At 62.5% G+C, this 20,129-nt stretch carries 27 protein-coding genes; 12 read left to right on the top strand and 15 right to left on the bottom strand.

The annotated features are described in order from the left end of the window. Nucleotides 1-2: 2 nt before the first annotated feature. The 5 genes from WBQ96_RS10985 to WBQ96_RS10965 all read right to left on the bottom strand — a co-directional run bounded on the left by WBQ96_RS10985 (nucleotide 3) and on the right by WBQ96_RS10965 (nucleotide 3,065). Complete coding sequence (locus WBQ96_RS10985; protein ID WP_336549812.1) at nucleotides 3-443, bottom strand: hypothetical protein; 441 nt, start codon at nucleotides 441-443, stop codon at nucleotides 3-5. Between the two features lie 90 nt (nucleotides 444-533). Next, a complete protein-coding gene (locus WBQ96_RS10980; protein WP_336549813.1) occupies nucleotides 534-1,295 on the bottom strand; it encodes a L,D-transpeptidase in 762 nt (253 codons plus the stop codon). Nucleotides 1,296-1,461: 166 nt separating this feature from the next. Beyond that, on the bottom strand, nucleotides 1,462-1,722 hold the full coding sequence (locus tag WBQ96_RS10975) for a DUF2312 domain-containing protein (RefSeq protein ID WP_091909407.1): 261 nt from the start codon (nucleotides 1,720-1,722) through the stop codon (nucleotides 1,462-1,464). 225 nt (nucleotides 1,723-1,947) lie between these two features. Then, on the bottom strand, nucleotides 1,948-2,256 hold the full coding sequence (locus WBQ96_RS10970; RefSeq protein WP_165118456.1) for a DUF1244 domain-containing protein: 309 nt from the start codon (nucleotides 2,254-2,256) through the stop codon (nucleotides 1,948-1,950). 11 nt (nucleotides 2,257-2,267) lie between these two features. Continuing rightward, nucleotides 2,268-3,065 carry an N-formylglutamate amidohydrolase gene (locus tag WBQ96_RS10965; protein ID WP_336549818.1) on the bottom strand — a complete coding sequence of 266 codons (798 nt, stop codon included), beginning with the start codon at nucleotides 3,063-3,065 and terminating at the stop codon, nucleotides 2,268-2,270. 179 nt (nucleotides 3,066-3,244) lie between these two features. Between WBQ96_RS10965 and WBQ96_RS10960 the strand changes: the two genes are divergently transcribed. Then, nucleotides 3,245-3,799 carry a DUF1036 domain-containing protein gene (locus WBQ96_RS10960; RefSeq protein ID WP_165118452.1) on the top strand — a complete coding sequence of 185 codons (555 nt, stop codon included), beginning with the start codon at nucleotides 3,245-3,247 and terminating at the stop codon, nucleotides 3,797-3,799. After that, a complete protein-coding gene (gene pyk, locus WBQ96_RS10955) occupies nucleotides 3,796-5,232 on the top strand; it encodes a pyruvate kinase (RefSeq protein WP_091909401.1) in 1,437 nt (478 codons plus the stop codon). The genes WBQ96_RS10960 and pyk overlap by 4 nt, the downstream gene beginning before the upstream one ends. A gap of 31 nt (nucleotides 5,233-5,263) precedes the next feature. Here the strand turns inward: pyk and WBQ96_RS10950 are convergent, their stop codons facing one another. The 6 genes from WBQ96_RS10950 to WBQ96_RS10925 form a co-directional block, all read right to left on the bottom strand. Further along, on the bottom strand, nucleotides 5,264-6,328 hold the full coding sequence (locus WBQ96_RS10950; RefSeq protein ID WP_336549822.1) for an alpha/beta fold hydrolase: 1,065 nt from the start codon (nucleotides 6,326-6,328) through the stop codon (nucleotides 5,264-5,266). A gap of 70 nt (nucleotides 6,329-6,398) precedes the next feature. Further along, complete coding sequence (locus WBQ96_RS10945) at nucleotides 6,399-6,989, bottom strand: tetratricopeptide repeat protein (RefSeq protein ID WP_165118448.1); 591 nt, start codon at nucleotides 6,987-6,989, stop codon at nucleotides 6,399-6,401. Nucleotides 6,990-7,097: 108 nt separating this feature from the next. Continuing rightward, on the bottom strand, nucleotides 7,098-7,223 hold the full coding sequence (gene ykgO, locus WBQ96_RS10940) for a type B 50S ribosomal protein L36 (RefSeq protein WP_047568381.1): 126 nt from the start codon (nucleotides 7,221-7,223) through the stop codon (nucleotides 7,098-7,100). A gap of 132 nt (nucleotides 7,224-7,355) precedes the next feature. Then, nucleotides 7,356-8,432 (bottom strand): 5-(carboxyamino)imidazole ribonucleotide synthase, encoded by a 1,077-nt coding sequence (locus tag WBQ96_RS10935; protein WP_336549828.1) that lies wholly within the window; start codon nucleotides 8,430-8,432, stop codon nucleotides 7,356-7,358. Then, on the bottom strand, nucleotides 8,429-8,893 hold the full coding sequence (purE, locus tag WBQ96_RS10930; protein WP_442920818.1) for a 5-(carboxyamino)imidazole ribonucleotide mutase: 465 nt from the start codon (nucleotides 8,891-8,893) through the stop codon (nucleotides 8,429-8,431). The genes WBQ96_RS10935 and purE overlap by 4 nt, the downstream gene beginning before the upstream one ends. A 150-nt stretch (nucleotides 8,894-9,043) precedes the next feature. Then, a complete protein-coding gene (locus WBQ96_RS10925; protein ID WP_165118442.1) occupies nucleotides 9,044-9,247 on the bottom strand; it encodes a YdcH family protein in 204 nt (67 codons plus the stop codon). Nucleotides 9,248-9,483: 236 nt separating this feature from the next. On the opposite strand from WBQ96_RS10925, the gene WBQ96_RS10920 reads away from it, so the two are divergent. Beyond that, nucleotides 9,484-9,663: a YdcH family protein gene (locus WBQ96_RS10920; protein ID WP_091909384.1), complete on the top strand. Its 180-nt coding sequence runs from the start codon at nucleotides 9,484-9,486 to the stop codon at nucleotides 9,661-9,663. 253 nt (nucleotides 9,664-9,916) lie between these two features. On the opposite strand, the gene WBQ96_RS10915 is transcribed toward WBQ96_RS10920, so the two are convergent. From WBQ96_RS10915 to WBQ96_RS10905, 3 genes are all read right to left on the bottom strand, one after another. Further along, the gene (locus WBQ96_RS10915; protein WP_336549835.1) at nucleotides 9,917-10,180 is read right to left on the bottom strand and encodes an ArsR/SmtB family transcription factor; all 264 of its coding nucleotides are present in this window, start codon (nucleotides 10,178-10,180) and stop codon (nucleotides 9,917-9,919) included. Between the two features lie 43 nt (nucleotides 10,181-10,223). Next, complete coding sequence (locus WBQ96_RS10910; protein WP_165118440.1) at nucleotides 10,224-11,471, bottom strand: MFS transporter; 1,248 nt, start codon at nucleotides 11,469-11,471, stop codon at nucleotides 10,224-10,226. An 81-nt stretch (nucleotides 11,472-11,552) separates the two neighbouring features. Then, the gene (locus WBQ96_RS10905; protein ID WP_165118438.1) at nucleotides 11,553-11,747 is read right to left on the bottom strand and encodes a DUF1192 family protein; all 195 of its coding nucleotides are present in this window, start codon (nucleotides 11,745-11,747) and stop codon (nucleotides 11,553-11,555) included. Between the two features lie 229 nt (nucleotides 11,748-11,976). Between WBQ96_RS10905 and WBQ96_RS10900 the strand changes: the two genes are divergently transcribed. The 8 genes from WBQ96_RS10900 to WBQ96_RS10865 all read left to right on the top strand — a co-directional run bounded on the left by WBQ96_RS10900 (nucleotide 11,977) and on the right by WBQ96_RS10865 (nucleotide 18,135). Beyond that, the gene (locus WBQ96_RS10900; protein ID WP_442920819.1) at nucleotides 11,977-12,957 is read left to right on the top strand and encodes an NAD(P)H-quinone oxidoreductase; all 981 of its coding nucleotides are present in this window, start codon (nucleotides 11,977-11,979) and stop codon (nucleotides 12,955-12,957) included. A 677-nt stretch (nucleotides 12,958-13,634) separates the two neighbouring features. Then, nucleotides 13,635-13,862: a hypothetical protein gene (locus tag WBQ96_RS10895; protein ID WP_336549839.1), complete on the top strand. Its 228-nt coding sequence runs from the start codon at nucleotides 13,635-13,637 to the stop codon at nucleotides 13,860-13,862. A 15-nt stretch (nucleotides 13,863-13,877) separates the two neighbouring features. Next, nucleotides 13,878-14,015 carry a hypothetical protein gene (locus WBQ96_RS10890; RefSeq protein WP_336549841.1) on the top strand — a complete coding sequence of 46 codons (138 nt, stop codon included), beginning with the start codon at nucleotides 13,878-13,880 and terminating at the stop codon, nucleotides 14,013-14,015. A gap of 57 nt (nucleotides 14,016-14,072) precedes the next feature. Continuing rightward, nucleotides 14,073-14,279, top strand: a complete 207-nt coding sequence (locus WBQ96_RS10885) for a hypothetical protein (RefSeq protein ID WP_165118428.1) — start codon at nucleotides 14,073-14,075, stop codon at nucleotides 14,277-14,279. A gap of 11 nt (nucleotides 14,280-14,290) precedes the next feature. Then, a complete protein-coding gene (locus WBQ96_RS10880) occupies nucleotides 14,291-14,551 on the top strand; it encodes a DUF1488 family protein (protein WP_165118426.1) in 261 nt (86 codons plus the stop codon). Between the two features lie 124 nt (nucleotides 14,552-14,675). Next, on the top strand, nucleotides 14,676-15,275 hold the full coding sequence (locus WBQ96_RS10875) for a DUF922 domain-containing Zn-dependent protease (protein WP_336549845.1): 600 nt from the start codon (nucleotides 14,676-14,678) through the stop codon (nucleotides 15,273-15,275). Nucleotides 15,276-15,475: 200 nt separating this feature from the next. Continuing rightward, nucleotides 15,476-15,934, top strand: coding sequence for a (2Fe-2S)-binding protein (locus WBQ96_RS10870; RefSeq protein ID WP_336549846.1), 459 nt, complete (start codon nucleotides 15,476-15,478; stop codon nucleotides 15,932-15,934). A gap of 2 nt (nucleotides 15,935-15,936) precedes the next feature. Further along, nucleotides 15,937-18,135 carry a xanthine dehydrogenase family protein molybdopterin-binding subunit gene (locus WBQ96_RS10865; RefSeq protein ID WP_336549848.1) on the top strand — a complete coding sequence of 733 codons (2,199 nt, stop codon included), beginning with the start codon at nucleotides 15,937-15,939 and terminating at the stop codon, nucleotides 18,133-18,135. Between the two features lie 265 nt (nucleotides 18,136-18,400). On the opposite strand, the gene WBQ96_RS10860 is transcribed toward WBQ96_RS10865, so the two are convergent. Further along, nucleotides 18,401-19,693, bottom strand: coding sequence for a GGDEF domain-containing protein (locus WBQ96_RS10860; protein ID WP_336549850.1), 1,293 nt, complete (start codon nucleotides 19,691-19,693; stop codon nucleotides 18,401-18,403). 246 nt (nucleotides 19,694-19,939) lie between these two features. On the opposite strand from WBQ96_RS10860, the gene WBQ96_RS10855 reads away from it, so the two are divergent. Further along, nucleotides 19,940-20,080: a DUF1127 domain-containing protein gene (locus WBQ96_RS10855; protein WP_091909351.1), complete on the top strand. Its 141-nt coding sequence runs from the start codon at nucleotides 19,940-19,942 to the stop codon at nucleotides 20,078-20,080. Nucleotides 20,081-20,129 lie beyond the last annotated feature (49 nt).

Here is a 20,129-nt window from a genome sequence, read left to right as displayed (position 1 = left end):
GGTTAGCGCTCGCTGAGCAGTTCTGTCACGACGCGCTCAAAACGCGAGGCCTCGGTCACCAGCCAGTCGGCCATGGCCGGCCAGTTGTCTTCGGCAAAGCAATTCACCCGCCATGTGCAGCCGAGGCTTGTCCCATCGAAACGCTGCTCGGGCCTGATCTTCAGCCGTTCCTCGATAATGGCCTGGAAAGGCTTCAGCCGCGCTTGGGCATCGACCGCGCCAAGCTTCTCGTTGCGGCCGAAGAAGACGCCGACGAGATTTGGCTCCGGCGCCACATACATCGTGATGACGAGGCCGATCTCGGCCAGCCCGCGTTGCCAGAACCACGGCCCATGCCGCGCCCGGCGAGACTTTTCTTCGGGATGCCGCTCCTCGAACACTGCCCAGAAGGCCCGATGCCGGAATTCTGAAGCCCGGCGAGGTCCAAAATCAAATTCTTCCATCGCTCGCCGCTCCCTCAACACCTGCAAGCCCAAGGGCTATGAGCAGGCCGGGTTGAAGCACAGGATCAGTCCAACCCGAGAACAGTTGGGCTAGACAGCCGGCGGCAATCCGCCGGTGACAACAATAGGCGTGCCATCGGGAACCCGGTCATAGAGATCGATGATGTCCTGGTGCATTAGCCGCACGCACCCCGACGAGACCGACTTGCCGATCGACGCCCATTCCGGAGAGCCGTGGAGGCGATAGAGCGTATCCTTGTCGTTCTGGAAGATGTAGAGCGCGCGGGCTCCGAGCGGGTTGCTGACGCCGCCCTCCATGCCACCCTCCCAATCGTTCGTGCGGGGTATCTGCCGGGCTCGATATTTTTCCAGCTCGGGTTGGCGGTCGATCATTTCGTTCGGCGGAAACCAGCGTGGCCATTTCTGTTTCCACTGGATCACACCCTGGCCCGACCACTCGAAACCCTGACGGCCGAGGCCGACACCATAGCGGATTGCTTGCCCCATGTTGCCGACGAGAAAGAGGAAATGGTTTGCCGTGTCGACGACGACGGTTCCCGGCTGCTCTCCGGTCGGGTCAGGCACGACCTGTCGATAGAATTTCGGGTTGATCTTTTCGAAAGGCACGGCAGGAATGTCATGACCGTCGTCGGACATGGCGGCATACATCATGCGAGGATCGCCGAAGCTGGGACTGACGACGGGCTGTGGCAGCGGCTCCGGCAGCGGTTCTGCGGTTTGGACGAACCCTCCCGCCTGGCGTGGAGGACCACTCGTGCAAGCGGCCAGCGCGGTTGACGCGGCGCTCGTCGCAGCCATTACCAGGATTTTGCGGCGGTTGAATTTCGGCATGCGACTTTCTACCCATGTTCAGGGTGGAAGCAAAGCCGGGTTTCACAATTTCCCGTTCATCCCAACCCGATGCCGGGAGTCAGCCGCCCAGTGGCGGCCGAAGTCAAATTATTCCATCGTCCGCTCCCGGCTGCGTTTCACCGCTGAGCCGGGCGGGCGAAATGGCTCACTCCATGCCGAGGGCAGCCTTGTAGAGATCGAGGATCGCTTCCTCTTCCTGCCGCTCGGCCTGGTCCTTCTTGCGCAGGCGGATGATGGTGCGCACGGCCTTGGTATCGAAGCCCGTGCCCTTCATCTCGGCGAAGACGTCCTTGATGTCGTCGGCAATGGTCTGCTTCTCTTCCTCGAGGCGCTCGACGCGCTCGATGAAGGCGCGCAGCTGGCCCGCGGCAACGGTCTGGCTGGTTTCGGTGATGTCGTCGGCCATTTTTCCTGCTCCGAATGAAAGGCGGCGACTCGGGCCGCGGATGGGTCGCGTTCGATTGCCTTACCCAGCCGGAGGGGTCAAGGGCGGAAAAAGCAGCATATCGTCACTGTTGCCAAAGTTGAACGTCAGAGCATCGGACCGAAAAGTGGAATCCGGTTTCGGAATTTCCGATGCTCATTCCAAGTGCTGGATCGTCCTTCGTGCGTCCGAATGGACGCACGCGATCTAGTGGTCTTTCGGCCGACGCGCCTCGAATTCGGCCTTCTTGGCTTCAGAGGCCTCGGTCTGGTGCAGCGCCTGCCATTCGGCATAGGGCATGCCGTAGACGATTTCGCGCGATGCGTCCTTCGAAAGCGCCACCCCGTCCGCCTCGGCCGCCTCGCGATACCAATTGGACAGGCAGTTGCGGCAGAAACCGGCCAGGTTCATCAGGTCGATGTTCTGGACATCGCCACGCTCGCGCAGATGTTCGACCAGCCGGCGGAAGGCGGCCGCCTCGAAATCGCGTTTCTGGTCTTCGCTGAGATCGGTCATGGAAGGCTCCTTCATACTGGCCCCGTGCGCGAGCCGAATAGCTTGACCTCATGTATATCGGGGCGCGCATTGACCGCGTCAACGATAGGCGCGAGCCGGATTGCCCAATCCTCGGCAGTCGCATCGTCGGCGATCAGGTCCTGGCGGATCTCGATCAGCGCATGGGCATAGCCGTTGACGATGGCGTGCTTGAACATTGTGTCGCCGCGCAGCGCGCCATCATAAGGCTCGTTGTCGCCGACGGTCAGGGTACCATCCTCGGCCAGAAGCTCGATCAGCGGGCGCACGGCACGGTCGTCGCGATCCCACAGCAGGCCGACATGCCATGGCCGGACGTACCCTTGCATCACCGGCGTGAAGGAATGCACTGAAAACAGGAAAGGCGCCTTGCCGGATTCCCGCGCGACGGAGGAAACCATGGCGCCGACGGCATCATGATAGGGCCGGTAATAATTATCGAGCCGGCGTTCCCGCTCCTCCGGCGTCATCGGATAGTTTCCGGGCACGACGGTGCCGTCATAGAGCTGGCGAATCAGCGTCGGGTCATCCTCGCCGCGATTGGGATCGATCAGCAGCCGCGAGAAATTCGCCAGCACCGCCGGCGCGCCGAGAAGGGCCGCCAGCTTGCGCGTGACCTGCTCGACGCCGATGTCATAGGCGATGTGACGCTGGAATTCGGCCGGCGGCAGGCCAAGATCGCCATATTCATCCGGCAAAGCACGTTTCGCATGGTCCCCAAGCAGGACTATGCCGCGTTTGCGGTCTCCCTCGATGTTTTCATAGGGGGCAAAAACTGCGGATCGCGTCATGGGCTTGCAAACGTCCCGTCTGCCGGTGTTGATGGGGATAGGCCCGTCATTTCATGAAGTTAGGCTGGGTGCAATGTCGTTGTTTGGTCAATGTTCTGGCAGAAATCATGCGAGAGCGATCAAGGATGCGACATGAAGCCACTTAAATCGATTGGATTGACGTGCTTGGGCGCGTTGACATGCGCACGGACTTTTCCGAAAAGGGGCATCCAACAATGCTGACAGCAGACAAGAGGGGTTCGAGGATGGATTTCGCCGGGGCATCGCGCATGCGTTCTGCATGGACCGCGCTGCTTCTTTTCCTCGCCATCCCGGTATTTTCAATTGCCACCGCAAGCGATGCGCGCGCCGATTTCCGGGTCTGCAACGCCACGCAGAGCCTGATCGGCGTCGGCATCGGCTATCGCGCCAAGGCCGGCTGGGTCACCGAAGGCTGGTGGCATATCGAAGGTTCGACCTGCAAGACCCTGATCGAGGGTCCTTTGTCATCACGGTTTTACTATCTTTATGCAGAAGACGCCGAGCGCGGTGGGCGCTGGGACGGTCCGATCAACATGTGCGTCGCCGAAAAGGAATTCAAGATCGCGGGCGTGACCGATTGCGTCGCCCGCGGGTTCCAGCGCGCGGGCTTCCAGGAATATGACACGGGCGAGCAGGCAAGCTGGATGGTCCAGCTGACCGACGAGCCCGCAACGGGCGGCGCTGCAGCCGTCACGGGAACGAATTCTCCATGAGACGTAGCCGCAAGGTAAAAATCCTCGCAACGATCGGACCGGCCTCCTCTTCCGAGGAGATGATCCGAAAGCTTTTCGAGGCCGGCGCGGATGTCTTCCGCATCAATATGAGCCACACCGACCACCCGCTCATGCGCGAACTTGTCCGCCGCATTCGCGCGGTAGAGACCGAACTCGGCCGGCCGATCGGCATTCTGGCCGACCTGCAGGGTCCGAAGCTGCGCGTCGGCAAATTCGCCAACGGCAAGGAAACGCTTGAGCTCGGCCAGGAGTTCACGCTCGACGACAATCCCGCACCGGGCGACGCCAAGCGCGTCCACCTGCCTCACCCTGAGATTCTTGCTTCGGTCCAGCCCGGGCACCGCCTGCTGATCGACGACGGCAAGCTGGAACTGAAGGCCGTCAAATGCGATGGAAAGTCCATCGTCTGCACGGTGATTGCCGGCAAAGGCATCTCCGACCGCAAGGGCGTCAGCCTGCCCGACACCGAACTGCCGGTCGGCGCACTGACCGAGAAGGATCGTGCCGATCTCGACGCCGTCCTGGCGACCGGGGTCGACTGGGTCGCGCTGTCCTTTATCCAGCGGCCCGAGGATCTTGCCGAGGCACGCAAGATCGCTCGCGGCCGCGCTCTCCTGATGTCGAAGATCGAAAAGCCGCAGGCCGTGGCACGGCTGGCCGAGATCATTGAGCTTTCAGACGCGCTGATGGTGGCGCGTGGCGACCTCGGCGTGGAAATGCCGCTCGAATCCGTGCCCGGCATCCAGAAGCAGATCACGCGCGCAGCCCGCCGCGCCGGCAAGCCGGTGGTCGTCGCCACCCAGATGCTGGAATCGATGATCTCAGCCCCCGTCCCGACCCGCGCCGAAGTGTCCGACGTATCGATCGCCGTGTTCGAAGGCGCCGATGCAATCATGCTGTCAGCCGAATCCGCGGCGGGCGAATATCCAGTCGAAGCCGTGTCGATGATGAACCGCATCGCCGAGCGGGTCGAGCAGGACCCCACCTATCCCGGCATCATCAACGCCCAGCGCTCCGAGCCCGAAGCGACGGGAGCCGACGCCATTTCGCTGGCCTCGCGCCAGATCGCAGAAACGCTGAAGCTTTCGGCAATCATCACCTACACGGCCTCCGGCACGACCGGCCTGCGCGCCGCGCGTGAACGGCCGCAAGTGCCGATCATTGCTCTTTCGCCAGTGGTCGAAACCGCGCGCCGGCTTTCGCTGGTGTGGGGCACGCATTGCGTCGTCACCGAAGATGCCTTCGATCTCGACGACATGGTCGATCGCGCATGCCGCATCGCCTTCGAGGAAAATTTCGGCCGGCCGGGCGACCGCGTCATCATCACGGCAGGCGTGCCGCTGCGCACGCCGGGCGCGACCAACATGCTGCGCATCGCCTATATCGGCGCCGAGGGCCGCGGCGGCGCTTGAGCGCCACTCGCTGACCCTGTGGGCGCGCCGGTTACTCCGGCGCGAGCTCACTGTCCAGAACCGTCTCATCGATGCAGCCGGCGCCATAGGCGTCGCCGGCGATGCGTGCCTCCACAGCCCGCGCCGCGACCTGCACATCGACAGGCTTCCCCGCAAGCTTTTCGATAGCTGCAACCACCAGATCAGGAGCGATCCAGTCAGGCTTGTGGCCGAGATTGTGGACCCATACGAGTTCCGAATTCGGAATGTCGCGGGCGAGCCCGACGGAATGGATTTCCTCGTAAACCACCGTATCGCGATCGCCCGAGATCACGACCGTCGGCGCCTTGATCTCCCTGTAGCGCGGTGCGGTGGCCAGGGCGTAGCGATAGAGGCCCTCGACATCGATGGCATTGGCGCGGAAGGCGCTCGGACGCAGCACCAGCGGGATCGACGCCCTTTTCACATAATCGTCCGGCACCTTGTTGGGTGCGAAGACGCAGGTCGTGGCACCATTGAGCTGCATCAGCCCGGCTGGCGTGGTGACGGTTTCGGCAAACAGCCGGCCGATCACCGGAACCGATGTCAGGCTGTAGTACCAGGACGTTGCTCCACCCGGCCAGGGATGGGTCGCCGCCGACAGAAACACCAAGCCCCGCACCTTGTCCGGGTGTTCGAGGCCGAGTGCCGTGGTGGCGGCACCGCCGAAGGAATGGCCGACGATGATAGCGTCTTTGATGCCGAGCCGGTCTATCAGCTTTGCGATCGTATCGGCCTGCGCGCTCGGGCTCTCGTTGTTTCCCGACCCTCGGCTCGACCAGCCATGGCCGGGCCGGTCGAAAAACAGCATTTCGGCACGCCCTTCGAGCAACGGCCGCAGCGGCACCATCTGATCGTTCAGATTGGCGCTGGCACCATGAATGAAGACGATTGGCGGCAGGTCCGGTTTCTCTGGCCCCGGCACATGGACGTAATGGATGCGCGCGCCGTCGATGTCGACAAAACTTCCCACCGGCGGGTTTCGGCGCTCGATCAGCCACGAGCCCACGCGCGTGACGCCGACCATTATCAAGAGAAGCGCAAGCAGAAAGGCAGCGGCGGCGTAGAGCAGGTTCATTTCAGGATTGTTCGACGGGCGGCGTGGAAAACGGGTACCTGAAAATCAGCATCACCGGCGGGCCGATGCATCAGATGCCTTCACCGGCCAGCTCTTCCGAAAGGGTGGAAACCTCGTTCTGGGCGCTGCGCATCATCGGATAGATATCGAGCACGCGCTGCCAGGCGTTGAGCGCCAGCTGCTTGTTGCCCCGCTCCTTCATGATCTGCGCCATGCCGGCCAGCGCCCCGAAATGCCGCGGCTCCAGCCGCAAGGTCTGGTTGATGTCAGACATCGACTTGCCGAAGTTCTGCATCATGAAATGCACCGTCGCGCGGCGGTTCCAGCCTTCGGAATATGAGGGATCGAGCGTGACGACCTGATCGAGGAAATCGAGCGCGATGTCGAACTTCTGCTCTTCCATCGCCTTTTGCGACCACTGCATCATCAGGTCGATGGAGGCGCTGCCGGACCTGTTCCATTCCTCGCGGATACGCTGGGCGATACGCTGTGCGGCGCGCTCGTTGCGCTCGCGCTTCAACTCGCCGAACAGCGCGTCGAGCCGATCGGGCTTTGCGACAACCTGCGTGCTTGTCGCCGGTCCGGTCTGCTGTGCGTGAACCACCGGCACGAAGGCACCGGCCAGAGCAAAGGTAAGAAAAAACGCAAAAACGTTCCGCATGCGAGAGAATCTATCCCCTCGCATCGGAACGTCAAACTGAATTTCGCGTGAAGGCCTGAGCCTTAAACCGATCATCCCCGAAAAGCCTTGCTTCCGGGGGTCGGCCAATCAGCCCTGGCGAGCCTTGTAACGCGGGGCGGTCTTGTTGATGATATAGACGCGGCCCTTGCGGCGAACCAGCTGGTTGTCGCGGTGGCGGCCTTTCAGGGCCTTGAGCGAGTTCTTGATCTTCATGGTCTTGCCTGTCGAATGCGGCCCGAAGGCCTAATCAAAAAGCGCGCCAACAGCGCGCCTCAAATTTGTAGCTGGCTCTTAGACGAGATGGTTTGCCGATGTCAACCTCCGGCATGCACCAGTCCGGCAAATTTAGCGCATCAATCGCGTGAAATGACCCATCTTGCGGCCGGGGCGGGCTTCCGCCTTGCCGTAGAGGTGCAACACCACTTCCGGCTCGGCGAGCAGGCTCTCAGCGCGCTCGACCTCGTCGCCGATGAGGTTTTCCATCACGCAATCCGAATGCCGTGCGGCAGAACCGAGCGGCAGCCCGGCAATCGCGCGGATATGCTGCTCGAACTGCGAATTGGCGCAGGCTGCTTCCGTCCAGTGGCCGGAATTGTGGACGCGCGGCGCGATCTCGTTGACGAGCAGCGAGCCGTTTGGAAGCACGAAGAATTCGACGCCGATGACGCCGACATAGTCGAGCGCTTCGAGAATGGCGAAGGCAGCTTCTGTGGCACTCCGGGCGGTCTGTGGCGAAATCGTCGCCGGCACGGTTGAGCTGTGCAGGATGCCACTGCTGTGGACATTCTCGGCGGGGTCGTATGCCGAAAGCGCACCGTCACGACCGCGCGCGGCGATAACGGAAACCTCGCGGTCGAAACTCACAAACGCTTCCAGGATCAGCGGCACGCCGCCCATGGCGGTGTAAGCGCCGTCGGCGACTTCCGGTGCGGCATTGCGGAACAGGCGCTGGCCCTTGCCGTCATAGCCCATGCGGCGGGTTTTCAGCACGCCGGCGCCGCCGAAGGCACCCAGCGCAGCGCCAAGATCTTCGTCACTGTCGATGGCGCGAAAATCGGCGGTTGGAATGCCGATGCCGTTGAGAAAGCTCTTTTCCACGACGCGGTCCTGCGAGACCTCGAGGGCACGCGCCGGCGGGTAGACCGGGACCGAGCGCGCAAGAAACTCGGCAGCGGACACCGGCACGTTTTCGAACTCGTAGGTTACGACAGCACTTGTGCGGGCAAGCTCGGCAAGGGCTGAGCTGTCATCATAGGCAGCGACGATCTGGCTGTTGGCCACCTGCGATGCCGGGCAATCGGCCTGCGGCTCAAGGATCACCGTGCGATAGCCAAGGCGGGCGGCAGCCATCGCCAGCATGCGGCCGAGCTGGCCGCCACCGATAATGCCGATCGTCGAGCCGGCGGGCAGAGGTCCGCTCATGCCTCGTCCATGGGATGGTCCGCGACCTTGGCGGTCTGCTCGGCGCGCCAGGCATCCAGGCGCTCCGCGAGCTTGTCATCGCCAAGCGCGAGCACGGCAGCGGCCAGCAGGGCTGCATTGACCGCGCCGGACTTGCCGATGGCCAGCGTTCCGACCGGTATGCCGGCCGGCATCTGCACGATCGACAGAAGCGAGTCCTGTCCCGACAGCGCCTTCGATTCGACCGGCACGCCGAACACCGGCAGCGACGTCAAAGCAGCCGTCATGCCGGGAAGATGCGCTGCACCTCCAGCGCCTGCAATCACGATCTTGAAACCTTCCGCCTTTGCGCCCCTGGCGAAATCGTAGAGCCGCTGCGGCGTGCGATGGGCCGACACGATGCGCGTGTCATGCGCAATGCCGAGCGCTTCCAGCGTCTCGGCGGCGTGGCGCATGGTTGCCCAGTCGGACTGGCTTCCCATGATGATGGCGACGTCGGCGCGCACTGTGCTCAAATCTCTGGCCTCTGCTTTGCTGGAAACAGGCACGATAGAAAATTGCTGCCAGCCGATTAGCGAAATGAACGGCGTCCCGCAAGAAGCCTTGGCGAATGAGAAACGACTGCGCTGCCGCTAGGCGATGATGTCGGGAATCATTTTGTCTTCCAGCTGCGACAGCCGGTCTTTCAGCAGCAGCTTCTTCTTTTTCATGCGCTGAATCTGCAGCGGATCACAAGCCATCGCAATCATCGCGTTGATCGCCGCGTCGAAATCGGCGTGCTCCTGCTTTAGCTTTGCAAACTCGAGACGAATCTCGGTCTGTTCCTGATCTGACATGTCCACCGTCTGCAAAATTTCGGGTGCCCGAAAGCACCCAGAGGCAAGGCCGGACGTGCAATTCCCCCCGGCGCGAAGCCCATACCACATTTCAATCTTTCAGGAAATGCTACCACGCCACATTCGACATCCAGGCTATCTGGTGGCAGACTGTCATCGTGCCGTCACAGAGCGGGACCTGCGGAGGAACCGTGTGTGGCGTGCAATCGAGGAAACCATGAAAGGGAGCTCCAATCATGTCTCTTGCCAACCATCTTGAAGAGTTGCAGCGGAAGCACGGCGACATCGAGCGCGAAATCGACACAGCGCTGAACCATCCATCGGTGGACGACCTCGAAATCGTGAATCTGAAGCGGCGCAAGCTGGCACTCAAGGACGAGATTGAAAAACTGAAGGCAAACCCGACCACCCACTAAAATCAGTTTTGCATAGACGCGCGCTCTGCGCGTTCTTCCGCCGGCGGTGCGGTTAGCCGCCGGGTCAGTAGGTTTTTTTATCCCTGTCAGAAATCCAGAGCGGCCTGCGACCAGATGGAAGCACGGCCGCTCTGTTTCTCTGGAGCCTCCGAAAGACGCTTCATGCGTCGGAACCGTGACGATCCAGGGCTGAGATTTCCCCGCTATTCACAGCCCGATATCCACTAAGGCCGAAGCGGTGGCACATCGCGCGTCAAGTTTCCCAGAATTGGTCGAGCCAGACATTGAGCTGGAGGAAGCCACCGGCGCTGACGGCGTAGACCCGCCTTGTGCCTTCGGCCGTTGCGTTGACCAGGCCGGCATCGAGCAGGACTTTCAGATGTTGCGAGACGGCGGGGCGGGAGACGGGCAATCCCGAAGCCAGTTCGCCAACCGTCTTGGGGCCGCGCCGCAACTCCTCCAGGAGGTGACGCCGGTTGGGATCCGCAATGGCCAGGAACGCATCGGAAAGGATCATTCCCTATTTGTGCGGCAATCCGCCGCCAATCTCAACCGCCTTGTTATTCTGCTGGTTCTGGCGGCGTGCGCGGATCGAGCCTGCCGGCTTCCGGAGTCACGCCGCGCTCGGACGGCAGCGTCTTGAAGGCCTCGCGATCCTCCACCGGCACAGGCGCGCGGCGGCTGATGCGCAGCAGCGTGTAGCCGGCGAGCGAGAAATGCGCGAGCGCTGTCGCCAGGAACAGGCTTTCCGGGGTGAGATAGCCCATCAAAGCGGCGCCGATGATCGGGCCGATCATCGTGCCGAAGCCGTAGAGCAGCAGCAGGCCGCCCGACACCTTGACGAAATCCTCCGGCTTGGCGTGGTCGTTGGCATGCGCCACCGCCAACGAATAGAGCGTGTAGGCGAAAGCGCCGTAGGCAGCCGTCATGGTGATGACCAATACGCCCGAGCGTGGCCCGGTCAGGAAAATCAGCACGCCGACGATCGCACACGCGAAGCCCGCCGCCGCCAGCACGAAACGCCGGTCGGTCTTGTCGGAAATGCGGCCCATCGGCAGCTGCATCGCAGCACCCGCAACCACGACAATGCTCATCATCAGCGCGATCTCGGGTGTCGAAATGCCGATTCGCGCGCCATAGACCGCACCCAGCGTGCCCCAGGCGCCATTGGCGACGCCGGTGAGGAAACAGCCGACGCAGGACACCGGCGAGTTGGCGTAGAGCCCTTTCAGGTCGAGCGAGACATCCTGCAAGGGCTGCGGCGTCGACGCGGTCGAAACCGCGGTCGGGATCAAGGACAGGCAGAAGAAGATGCCGGCGACCATGAACAGCGAGGCCGATTTCACGTCGCCGAAGGCGACGATCATCTGGCCGGCCATGATCGAGGCATAGGTGACCATCATGTAGAGGCCGAAGACGGTGCCGCGATTCTCGTTGGTGGCTTTTTCGTTGAGCCAGCTTTCGATGACCATGAAGGCGCCGGCCATGGTGAAGCCGGTGAAGGCGCGCAGCAGGATCCAGATATACTCGTCGATCATCAGCCCGGTGAGCAGTGCGACGATCGCGCCCGATGCGGCAAAAGCCCCGAAGGCCCGCACATGCCCCGCCCGTCGGACGAGACGTGGCGCAAAGAAGCAGCCGGCGACGAACCCGCCGGCCCAGGCCGTGCCCATGAGGCCGAGGGCGGCGGTGGAAAAACCTTCTTCCTGGCCGCGCAACGGCAGGAGCAGGCCGTGAAGCCCCGATGCCGCCAGAAGAAACGCCGTGCCGCGCAGGAGCGAGAGGATCGGTCTGTAGGCTGCGAACATGCGTCTCCCCGGCTTTGCTTTCCGCCACCTGAAAATACCGATAATCGGGTTTTTCCACGGCGTGCTTACGACATCTTTCGACTATTTCAGCCGAAACAGTGCCTCCGCTGCATTCTTGGTGGCATCCTTCGTCTTCAGCTCTGCCTCCAGCCGCACTATCTCGGCCTGAAGCAGACTGATTCGCTCCGACAGGTCCGACACCGACAGCAGCGAAAGATCCTGCCCGAGCACATGCGCGCTCGCCGGCTTTTTCGGCTCGTCCTCGAAGATCGCCATGATTGCATCTCCCTGTTGCTTGATCCGAAAGCCCGACTTCTTCGGGCAGGATCATACGTCGGAACAAGAGCTTAGGGCAGCCGTGACGAATTGGAAGCCTCGGTTCGACGGTTTGCGCATTTGCCTGTCGTGGCGACACGCTCCATAAGGACGGGCAAGAACGTAGGCCGACACCACACCGGTGGGAAGGGAGACAAAAATGGCGAACAAGGCGGCAATTCCGGACAAGATGACGGCGGTGGCGATCTCGACGCCCGGCGGCCCGCTGGTGCTGAAACCCGAAAGGCGCGACGTGCCCAGGCCGGAAGCCGGCGAAATCCTGATCCGCGTCAAGGCTGCCGGCGTCAACCGGCCCGACGTGCAGCAGCGCAAGGGCGCCTATCCGCCGCCGCCCGGCGCCTCCGACCTGCCCGGCCTCGAAGTGGCGGGCGAAGTGGCGGCCCTTGGCGAGGGCGTGACGCGCTGGCGCGTCGGCGACCGCGTCTGCGCGCTGACGCCCGGCGGCGGCTATGCCGAATACGCCAAGGTTCACGAAACCAACACGCTGCCGGTGCCGGCCGGCTTCACCTTCTCGGAAGCGGCCGCCGTGCCCGAAACCTTCTTCACCGTCTGGCACAATGTGTTCGAGCGCGGCGGGCTGAAGGCCGGCGAGACGCTGCTGGTCCATGGTGGCTCCTCGGGCATCGGCACTACGGCGATCCAGCTTGCCTCGGCCTTTGGCGCCTATGTCATCACCACCGCCGGCAGCGCCGAGAAATGCGAGGCATGCCTGAAGCTCGGCGCCGACCGCGCCGTGAACTACCGCGAGGAGGATTTTGTTGAAGCGGTCAAGGAAGCGACCGAGGGGCGCGGCGCAAATGTCATCCTCGACATGGTCGGCGGCGACTATGTCGCCCGTAACTACAGTGCAGCGGCAATCGAAGGCCGCATAGTCCAGATCGCGACGCAGGGTGGAGCGGTGGCGAGCACCGACTTCTCCAAGCTGATGGTCAAGCGGCTCACTCATACCGGCTCGACTATGCGGCCCCGGCCGATCGAGGTGAAGGCGCAGATTGCAGCCGGGCTTGAAGCACAGGTCTGGCCGCTTCTCGCCAGCCGCCGCGTCGCCCCGGTGATGGACATGATCTTTCCACTGACCGACGCCTGGCGCGCCCATGAGCGCATGGAGGAAGGCGAGCATATCGGCAAGATCGTGTTGGATGTGGGGTAGGCGTTCGTCTGGAAAAAGGCTGGCGCCGCCCCTCACCCTTACCCTCTCCCCGTAAGAACGGGGAGAGGGGGCGCCAACGTTGCGGCCAGCCTCCTTCTCCCCGTCACTATACGGGGAGAAGGTCGCGGCAGCGGGATGAGGGGCAGCGCGGCATCGGACAGGATGCTTCGAAACAACGACGCCAAAACGCATCAAACTTTTCCACCCGACGGAAAGTTCGTCCAGCGATTTCCCCGTCAAATATTGATGGAAAACTTCGCAAATATTTTGAATCCTGGAAAAGTCGAAACCAGATTGAGGCATGTAAAGCCGCAATTAAACCTCAATTGACAACTAAGAAAATTACATCGATTTTTTGGGCCAGGTTTGGCTTTTGCGGGCGCAAAGATCTTCGGCGCGCCAATCTCTTCCAGATTTCCGATAGATATAAGCCGGCGATAATGATCGCCGCGCGGGTTTTTCTTTGCGAGGGCAGACCAATGGCCTCGACATGCACCAGGCATTCAATCGTGCACTTCTCGGCGCCTTTCGCGCCGCGGGGTCAGCCGGCCGTTCGAGCCGCTTGGCTGCCGATCGAATCCCGCCGAATGCGACGCTGCATTGCGCCAGGACAAGGAACAAACCTGAACGCTACCCGCATGCGCTTGGCGTGCGGCTGACAAAGAACGGGCTCGAACATGTCTAACCATCGTTTCGTTATCGACCAGCTGGTTCGCCTCAAGGGTGGGCTTGGCCTGTCACCGACGACTGCGGAGGTCTACCGCATTACCGGCACTCTGCCGGAAAGAAACAATTCGCCTCAATACCGCATTCGCAACGACGAAGAGCGTTACGAGCGCGTGACGACGGAAGACAGCATCGAGGCATGCGAAGCCGCTCCGGTTTCGCAGGAGCCCGTGCAATGAAAGGAGATTTTCGCCATGGCGAAACAGCAACGCAGTAATCGTGAAGCCAGGAAGCCCAAGAAGGAAAAAGTGACGGCGAAGGTGGAAACGTCATCCGGCTCGCAGGTCAAGGCTGCCACCAGCGATCTCCTGCGCAAGCCGCACAAGATGTGAGTGTCGCGAAAGTTCGGTTCCCTTCGACTGCTTCGCCTCAACGAAAGAAAGACAACGATGCCTGATGTGAACGCGATACCTGTCGTGAAGATGCCCGTCATGAAAACGAGGTTTCTGACGAAACTGCCGGAGCCGGGACAGAGAATGTCGGCCGAGCAGTGGAAGCGTTACGAAAAGGACGCGGCAGCCAGACGCAAGAGAGCCGACAGCGACGGCACGCTGCGGCGCATGCGGCAGCTCGTTGAGAACAGCCGATTACTTTAGGGTCCATTGCCATGGCATTGCAATTTCCCAACCGCAGCCGGAGCTATGACGACACCGCCCGGCGCATCCGCTTCAGCGGCTATGACGGCATGGCCGAGATTGCCTTCTTCATGGAAGCAGGCGCATTTTTCCCGCCGGCGGCAGCGGCCACCGAAAGCGAGCTTCTTGCGGCTTTCGACGAGGCCCGTACTTCCGTTTACGAGGCCGCTCAGAAGGCCTATGCCCGCGATCGCAAGAACCGGCACATATTGACGTCCGCCGATCTCAGATAGTCTCTTCCGTCTCAGCCGGCCGGCGCTGTCACCCCGATCTTGCGGGTTCCGGAAATCAGGCTGTTCCCCAATTCCCTATATGTTAGAGCATGTCGCGCAATGAAGTTCGACTGCGGGGATTCGCGTGACGACAGCTTTCCGTTTTTGCTTGCTGGCAGCAGGCCTCGCCGCATTGCCGACCCTTGCTCGCGCCGACTGGAAGGCGGTCGAAAAGGTGCAGACCTACGCCGTCACGGGCAAGACCGGGCCTGAGCTCTATGAATCGATCGGCCAGAACGGCCCCAAGGTCAGTGTCGGGCGCACCATTGCCCTTACCAATTTCAAGCTGACCTGGCGCAGGGATTACCGTCCGCAAAGCGACGGCAGCTGCATGCTGGCATCGGCGCAGCCAAACCTCGTGATCACCTACACATTGCCCAAACCGGCCGCAAAGCTCTCAAGCCCCATGAAGGAGCACTGGGACGTCTTCGCCGGGGGCCTGCGCAGGCACGAGCTGGTGCATGGCCAGCGCATCAAGGACATGGTGACGGAGATCGTCGCCTTCAGCGTCGGTTTTTCCGCACCCAACGACCCCGGCTGCAAGAAGATCAGGATCGAGCTGACGAAGCTGCTGGCGGCCGCTTCGCAGGCGCAACGCCAGCACAGCCGCGATTTCGACCGCGTCGAAATGAGCGATGGCGGCAATGTCCACCAGCTCATCCTGCGGCTGGTGAACGGGCAGTAGCGCGCCGGCCGCCGGCGCCGATCACATTTTCCGTGTTCTTTGACGCCTCACTTCACGATCTCGCGATTGGGCGCGTGAACGCTTGTTGGCGTGACGGCGTGGCCATAAGTTGGGCGTTGCAACCCAATTCGAATAACGCCGGTTCCCCCACCGGCGAAAATGCTACGCGATAGCCAGCTCAAACATAAGGAGAGCAAGCCATGGTCGCTTTCACACTCAATGGTGAAGCCAAAACGCTCGACGTCGATCCGGACATGCCTCTGCTCTGGGCGCTCCGCGACGTCATCGGGCTGACGGGAACGAAATTCGGCTGCGGCATGGCCCAATGCGGCGCCTGCACGATCCATATCGACGGCACCGCGACGCGCTCGTGCCAGACCAGCGTCAGCGACATCGAAGGCGCCTCGATCACCACCATCGAAGGCGTGTCCGGCAAGGTCGGCGAGACCGTCCAGGCCGTATGGGCCGAGATGGACGTGCCGCAATGCGGCTATTGCCAGTCCGGCCAGATCATGTCGGCCACCGCCCTTCTGGCCGAGACGCCAAAACCCACCGACGACGACATCGATTCGGCGATGAGCGGCAATCTCTGCCGCTGCGCCACCTATCACCGCATCCGCGCCGCGATCCACGAAGCCGCGCACCGGCTGGAGGCATGACCATGTTGCAATTTCGTATGAAGAAAGAAGCCGTTCAGACGACGCGCCGCCAGTTCCTCATCGGCACGGCGGCAGCTGCCGGTCTCGCCGTCGGCTACCGGCTGCTCGCCACTGAGCCGGCACTCGCGCAATCGGCACCCGCCGCTGCAGCGGCCAATCCGTTCCAGGCCTATGTCGAGGTCACGCCAGACAACAAGATCATCATCCACTCCTCGCAGTTCGAGATGGGGCAAGGTTCTTACTTCGGCATCGCCACGCTGGTGATGGAAGAGCTCGACGGCGACTGGGCGCAGGTCGATGTCATCGGCGGCGCCGGCAACACCGCGCTCTACGGCAACCTCGCCTGGGGCGGGGCCATGCAGGGCACCGGCGGCTCCACCTCCATGACTTCGTCATGGGAGCGCTACCGCAAGGCGGGCGCTGCAGCTCGGACCATGCTGGTGGCGGCTGCCGCCAAGAACTGGAACGTGCCGGCGGGTGAAATTACCGTCGCCGGCGGTGTCGTCTCGCACGGCACCGACAAGCGCGCCACCTTCGGCGAACTGGCGCAGGCGGCAGCTGCCTTGCCGGTCCCCGAAGTCGTCGAACTGAAGCCGCGTGAAAAATGGACCCAGATCGGCTCGGACAGCCTCAAGCGCTACGATTCGCACGGCAAGACCAACGGCACCCAGACCTACACGATCGACCTGAAGATGGATGGGCTGGTGACGGCCGTGATGATCCATCCGCCGAAATTCGGTGCCGAGGTCGAGAGCTTCGACGCCGCCAAGGCCAAGGCGCTCGACGGCGTCGTCGATGTGGTGCAGACGCCGCGCGGCATCGCCGTGGTCGGCACCAATATGTGGACCGCGATGAAGGGCCGCGATCTGGTCGAGGTGAAGTGGAACGAGGCCAAGGCCGAGAACCGCGGCACTGCCGAGATCATGGCCGAATACAACAAGACGGCCGACGGCCCGGGAAAAGCCACCGCCCGCAATGACGGCGACGTGGCGGGTGCGTTGGCAAGTGCGGCCAAGGTGATCGAGGGGCATTACGAATTCCCCTATCTCGTCCACGCCTCGATCGAGCCGCTCAACGCGGTCGCCCGCGTCAATGAGGACGGCACGATCGACGTCTGGGGCGGCCACCAGATGCCCGACATCTATCAGGCTGCCGCAGCGCAGGTCGGCGGCACGACGCCCGACAAGGTGAAGCTGCATGTGATGAAGACCGGCGGCAGCTTCGGCCGCCGTGCGGTCTCGGATGCCGACCTCGTGGTCGAGGCAGTCGCGACCGCAAAGGCACTCGGCCCCGGCAAACCGGTGAAGGTGCAGTGGACGCGCGAAAACGACATGCGCGGCGGGCGCTACCGTCCGGCCTATGTCCATGCCATCAAGGCCGGTCTCGACAAGGACGGCAAGATCGTTGCCATGCACGACCACATCGTCGGCCAGTCGATCCTGGGCGGTTCGCCCATGGCCGCGATGATCAAGGACGGCGTCGACGCCACCTCGGTCGAGGGCGCATCGAACCTGCCCTACACGATACCGAATATGAAGGTCGAACTGACGACGACGGATGTGAACATCCCGGTGCTGTGGTGGCGTTCGGTCGGCTCGACCCATACCGCCTATGTCATGGAAACCTTCATCGACGAACTCGCCGCCGCTGCCAACCGCGACCCGATCGAGTTCCGCCTGTCGATGCTGGGCGATCATCCGCGCCATGCCGCCGTGCTGAAACTGGCCGCCGAGAAGGCCGAATGGGACAAGCCGCTGCCGGAAGGCCGCTTCCGTGGCGTGGCGCTTCATGAAAGCTTCTCGACCTTCGTCGCCGAGGTGGTGGAGATCACCTACAAGGGCGGCAGCGACTTCACCGTCGACCGCGTCGTCTGCGCCGTCGACTGCGGCACCGCGATCAATCCGGACCAGATCCGCGCCCAGATGGAAGGCGGCATCGGCTTCGGGCTCGGCGCGATCCTGCAGGAAGAGCTGACGCTGACGGGTGGCGTCGTCGACCAGGAGAACTACGACACCTACACGCCGCTGCGCATCGACCAGATGCCGCGCATCGAGGTTCACATCGTGCCCTCGACCGAGCCGCCGACCGGCGTCGGCGAGCCCGGTGTGCCGCCGATCGGCCCGGCGGTCGGCAATGCGCTGCGCGCCGCGACCGGCAAGACCATCCGCAAGCTGCCGCTGATCAAGAACCTGTCGGCGTAGTTCGACGCAAGACATGCAAACGGCCGCGATGAGAATCGCGGCCGTTTTGGTTTGGATTAAGGCCCCTCTCCGTCTCGGCTTCGCCGAGCCACCTCTCCCCATTTCATGGGGCGAGGAACCTGGGTTCTGGGAGGCCGCAACACTTCAGGACTTGGGTTCCTCGCCCCTGCGAAGCGGGGGAGAGGTGGCTCGGCGAAGCCGAGACGGAGAGGGGGGTTATGCGCCGAGCACGAAAATGACGCCCCTCGCACCAGCAACGGACGCCCTACCCCGCCGCCGACCCGGCCGAAGGCGCACGCACGCCGGTGGGCATCGCCTCTTCGGCAACATCACCCATCACCCTGTCACGGCCGGCATCCTTGGCCATGTAGAGGCGCTTGTCGGCCACTGCGAAGAGTTCACCAAGGCTCGTCTTGCCGGCATCGACCGTCGCAACCCCGATGCTGACGGTGAGGCTGACGGGACCCGTTTCGCTTGCGGCGCGGATCGACTGGCGGATGTTTTCGCCAAGCAGGCGGGCGACATTGTGCGGCAGCGGGCACAGGATGGCGAACTCCTCGCCGCCGATGCGGAAGACATGATCCTGCACGCGCACCGCGCCGGTCAGGTTTTCGGCGATCCATTTAAGCACGCGGTCGCCCTCGGCATGGCCGAAGCGGTCATTGATGGATTTGAAGTGATCGACATCGACGATCAGCAGCGTCAGCGGCGTGCCGGTCTTGACGCTCACCGTCACGGCCTGCTCGCCCATGGTCTCGAAGCGGCCGCGGTGAAGAAGGCCGGTGAGGCTGTCGCGCCCGGCGAATTCGACCAGTTTTTCGTAGCGCTCGCGATAGGTCAGCGTCTCGAAAACGTCCGACAGACCGCGCTGGGGGCGCAGGCTCGGCCGCTCGAACCAGCGGAGATAGCCGACCGTCATGGCGCTGAAGACGAGGCCGGCGCCCATCTTGGCGATCCAGCCGCCAACCAGCACCGAGGGCGGCGCGCCGGTGACGATGTGCAGCACGGAATAGAAGCCGAGCTGATCGAAGGTGAGCACGAGGCAGACGCTGACGGCGATGCGCGCGAACAGATGCTGGCCCAGGCTGCGCCCGAGCCGCTCGTAAAGCAGGATGATGGCGATGGCGTCGATATAGAGCAGCGTCGTGCCCCAGACCATCAGCCAGCCCATCTCGTCGAGGAAACCGATGTCGGGCGACTGGCCGTTGGGGAGATCGACCACCTGATGCTGGCGCAGGATGAGGCCAAGGCCGACCATCAGGAAATTGCCGACGAGAAGGCCGTAGATCGGCTGCCTGACGGTGGCGGCGTCCTCCTTCATGTAGAGAAGCAGGAGCATCACCAGCTTGCCGGAGAACATCACGGTGGAGCCGGGCGAAACCATGCCGAAGGGCAATTCGATGTAGAAGACGCTGGCGAGATAGGTCTCAAGGAAATGCATGACGCCGAGCGCGCAGACGAACAGGCCGAGGCCGACGCGGGCGCGCAGGCGAAACAACGCTGCCATGACACCGAAATAAAGAACCGCCTCGGCCAGAAGCAAAAGACTATTCGCCACGTCCACCCACCCAACTCAAGACGCGGTCAGCGTCCAAACCACCATTCTTTGTGACGATTAATGGTTAATCCGCCCTTTCTTTGGTGCAAGGCAAATAAAAATGGCCGCAACCGAGTTTAGGGTCGAGACCTGTTACCAGAGATTTATGTTGCAATGCAATAAATGCATTCCCGCCATGCAAAAGCGTCTGTTCAAGTCGGATCGGGGCATTCCCATCTACAGGTTACCGAAACAATGGAGGCTACCATGAACCCGATCCGCACTTTCCGTAACTGGCGCCGCTACAGCGAAACCGTCCGCGAACTGAACCGTCTTACCGATCGCCAGCTTGGCGACCTGGGCATCAATCGCGGCAACATCGCAAGCATCGCCCGCACCTCGATCTAACGCGATCGAAAGCAGAGCCGGCCTAGTAGGGATTGTTCATCCCGCCGGT

This window comes from Mesorhizobium sp. CCNWLY176, assembly GCF_037153935.1.
Taxonomy (GTDB): Bacteria; Pseudomonadota; Alphaproteobacteria; order Rhizobiales; family Rhizobiaceae; genus Mesorhizobium_M; species Mesorhizobium_M zhangyense.
The sequence above is the reverse complement of the archived record's forward strand: the minus strand, read 5'-3'. Positions and strand labels throughout refer to the sequence as shown.

Bases quoted from the DNA above. Each gene is read 5' to 3' on its own strand.
- WBQ96_RS10985 (WP_336549812.1), bottom strand. From the start codon at position 443: ATGGAAGAATTTGATTTTGGACCTCGCCGGGCTTCAGAATTCCGGCAT.
- WBQ96_RS10980 (WP_336549813.1), bottom strand. From the start codon at position 1,295: ATGCCGAAATTCAACCGCCGCAAAATCCTGGTAATGGCTGCGACGAGC.
- WBQ96_RS10975 (WP_091909407.1), bottom strand. From the start codon at position 1,722: ATGGCCGACGACATCACCGAAACCAGCCAGACCGTTGCCGCGGGCCAG.
- WBQ96_RS10970 (WP_165118456.1), bottom strand. From the start codon at position 2,256: ATGACCGATCTCAGCGAAGACCAGAAACGCGATTTCGAGGCGGCCGCC.
- WBQ96_RS10965 (WP_336549818.1), bottom strand. From the start codon at position 3,065: ATGACGCGATCCGCAGTTTTTGCCCCCTATGAAAACATCGAGGGAGAC.
- WBQ96_RS10960 (WP_165118452.1), top strand. From the start codon at position 3,245: ATGCGCACGGACTTTTCCGAAAAGGGGCATCCAACAATGCTGACAGCA.
- pyk (WP_091909401.1), top strand. From the start codon at position 3,796: ATGAGACGTAGCCGCAAGGTAAAAATCCTCGCAACGATCGGACCGGCC.
- WBQ96_RS10950 (WP_336549822.1), bottom strand. From the start codon at position 6,328: ATGAACCTGCTCTACGCCGCCGCTGCCTTTCTGCTTGCGCTTCTCTTG.
- WBQ96_RS10945 (WP_165118448.1), bottom strand. From the start codon at position 6,989: ATGCGGAACGTTTTTGCGTTTTTTCTTACCTTTGCTCTGGCCGGTGCC.
- ykgO (WP_047568381.1), bottom strand. From the start codon at position 7,223: ATGAAGATCAAGAACTCGCTCAAGGCCCTGAAAGGCCGCCACCGCGAC.
- WBQ96_RS10935 (WP_336549828.1), bottom strand. From the start codon at position 8,432: ATGAGCGGACCTCTGCCCGCCGGCTCGACGATCGGCATTATCGGTGGC.
- purE (WP_442920818.1), bottom strand. From the start codon at position 8,893: ATGGGAAGCCAGTCCGACTGGGCAACCATGCGCCACGCCGCCGAGACG.
- WBQ96_RS10925 (WP_165118442.1), bottom strand. From the start codon at position 9,247: ATGTCAGATCAGGAACAGACCGAGATTCGTCTCGAGTTTGCAAAGCTA.
- WBQ96_RS10920 (WP_091909384.1), top strand. From the start codon at position 9,484: ATGTCTCTTGCCAACCATCTTGAAGAGTTGCAGCGGAAGCACGGCGAC.
- WBQ96_RS10915 (WP_336549835.1), bottom strand. From the start codon at position 10,180: ATGATCCTTTCCGATGCGTTCCTGGCCATTGCGGATCCCAACCGGCGT.
- WBQ96_RS10910 (WP_165118440.1), bottom strand. From the start codon at position 11,471: ATGTTCGCAGCCTACAGACCGATCCTCTCGCTCCTGCGCGGCACGGCG.
- WBQ96_RS10905 (WP_165118438.1), bottom strand. From the start codon at position 11,747: ATGGCGATCTTCGAGGACGAGCCGAAAAAGCCGGCGAGCGCGCATGTG.
- WBQ96_RS10900 (WP_442920819.1), top strand. From the start codon at position 11,977: ATGACGGCGGTGGCGATCTCGACGCCCGGCGGCCCGCTGGTGCTGAAA.
- WBQ96_RS10895 (WP_336549839.1), top strand. From the start codon at position 13,635: ATGTCTAACCATCGTTTCGTTATCGACCAGCTGGTTCGCCTCAAGGGT.
- WBQ96_RS10890 (WP_336549841.1), top strand. From the start codon at position 13,878: ATGGCGAAACAGCAACGCAGTAATCGTGAAGCCAGGAAGCCCAAGAAG.
- WBQ96_RS10885 (WP_165118428.1), top strand. From the start codon at position 14,073: ATGCCTGATGTGAACGCGATACCTGTCGTGAAGATGCCCGTCATGAAA.
- WBQ96_RS10880 (WP_165118426.1), top strand. From the start codon at position 14,291: ATGGCATTGCAATTTCCCAACCGCAGCCGGAGCTATGACGACACCGCC.
- WBQ96_RS10870 (WP_336549846.1), top strand. From the start codon at position 15,476: ATGGTCGCTTTCACACTCAATGGTGAAGCCAAAACGCTCGACGTCGAT.
- WBQ96_RS10865 (WP_336549848.1), top strand. From the start codon at position 15,937: ATGTTGCAATTTCGTATGAAGAAAGAAGCCGTTCAGACGACGCGCCGC.
- WBQ96_RS10855 (WP_091909351.1), top strand. From the start codon at position 19,940: ATGAACCCGATCCGCACTTTCCGTAACTGGCGCCGCTACAGCGAAACC.